Origin of the sequence: Streptomyces albidoflavus (assembly GCF_000719955.1) — a bacterium.
GTDB lineage: Bacteria > Actinomycetota > Actinomycetes > Streptomycetales > Streptomycetaceae > Streptomyces > Streptomyces albidoflavus.
Genome location: NZ_JOII01000086.1, coordinates 1 through 1,457, shown reverse-complemented (window position 1 = coordinate 1,457; position 1,457 = coordinate 1). Strand labels below are relative to the sequence as shown.

1 protein-coding gene is annotated in these 1,457 nt (G+C 68.8%); it reads right to left on the bottom strand.

What is annotated here, in order from left to right:
• Nucleotides 1-35: 35 nt before the first annotated feature.
• The gene (locus IF45_RS0131025; protein WP_103487326.1) at nt 36-1,214 is read right to left on the bottom strand and encodes an IS30 family transposase; all 1,179 of its coding nucleotides are present in this window, start codon (nt 1,212-1,214) and stop codon (nt 36-38) included.
• Nucleotides 1,215-1,457: the final 243 nt, after the last annotated feature.

Below are 1,457 nucleotides of genomic sequence, written 5' to 3'. Positions count from 1 at the left end.
GGCAGATTCTTGGGGTCCTCGCAACACCTGATGGCTTATGTGGCCGTCAGTAGATCACGCAGGCGCTCGGCTGGTGTTTTCCAGCCGAGCGTTTTGCGTGGTCGGCCGTTGAGGCGCTGGGCGACGTGTTCGAGGTCTTCGGGACTGTGGACGGACAGGTCGGTGCTCTTGGGGAAGTACTGCCGTAGAAGGCCGTTGGTGTTCTCGTTCGATCCGCGCTGCCAGGGTGAGTGCGGGTCGCAGAAGTAGACCGGCACTCCCGTGGCCAGGGTGAACTGCTTGTGTGCGGCCATCTCGCAGCCCTGGTCCCAGGTCAGCGAGCCGCGCAGGTGGCTGGGCAGGGTCTGGATCAAGGGCACCAGCACGTCGCGGACCTCCTCGGCGGTGTGTCCGCCAGGCAGGTATCCGAGCAGGACGTAGCGGGTGGAGCGCTCGACCAGGGTGACGATCGCGCTCTCGCTGCGGGGACCGACGATCAGGTCGCCCTCCCAGTGGCCGGGAACCGCCCGGTCCTCGACTTCCGGTGGCCGCTTCGAGATCATCACCATCTCGTCAACGAACCGGCGGGTGCGCTGGTCCGGGCTGCGGTGCGGCTTGCGGCGGGTGCGCCCGGTGCGCAACGCGGCCGCGACTTCGCGGCGCAGCCCGCCACGGGCCTGGACATAGATCGCCTGGTAGATCGTCTCCGGACTCACGCGCATGCCCTCGTCGTCGGGGAACTCGGTGACCAGAGCGTGGCAGATCTGCTCGGGTGACCACTGCTCCTGCAGCTTGTCCGCGACGAACCGGCGGAGCGGGCCGTCCTGGGCGAGCTTGGAGTCCTTGGGGCGTGACCGGCTCTCGGCCCAGGCTCGCTGGGCTCGGTGCGGCCGGTAGATGCCATCGACCGCCCGGGCGTCGATCTCCCGCTTGACCGTGGACGCCGGCCGCCCCAGAACCCGTCCGATCGCCCGCAACGAGTGCCCGGCCCGGCGCATGTCGGCGATCGTCTCCCGCTCGGCCATGGTCAGGAACCGGGGGTGCAGCTGTGCGTCGACCGCCGCGAGGGGCGGTTTGATGATGGTCACACCGGTCTTATAGACGATCATGCGGCCGTCAGGGTGTAGTCGGGAATGGCCGATCTGCCGGATGCCCTGATCCCAGTCCTCGGCAGTGCGTTCGTGGACGCCGGCCTGCGCGGCGGCATCTCGACGCCGGACTCCGGCCGCACGCAGCCGCTCGTACTCCGCCCTGCCGGGATGAGCGGGCGGGCGGGGCTTGCCGCGGCCGCGGACACCGGCCTTACGGGCCCACGTGGCCGCCGTATTGCGATTCAGTCCGACCGCGCGAGCGGCAGCGACGACATTGCCGTCCTCCTGGTCCAGCGCCTCGAAGAACCTCGCCTTCAGCGCCTCAAAATCCACGACCCCCGCAACTCCCTGAACTCCAGGGTGTTGCGGGGATCAATAGAACCCGCC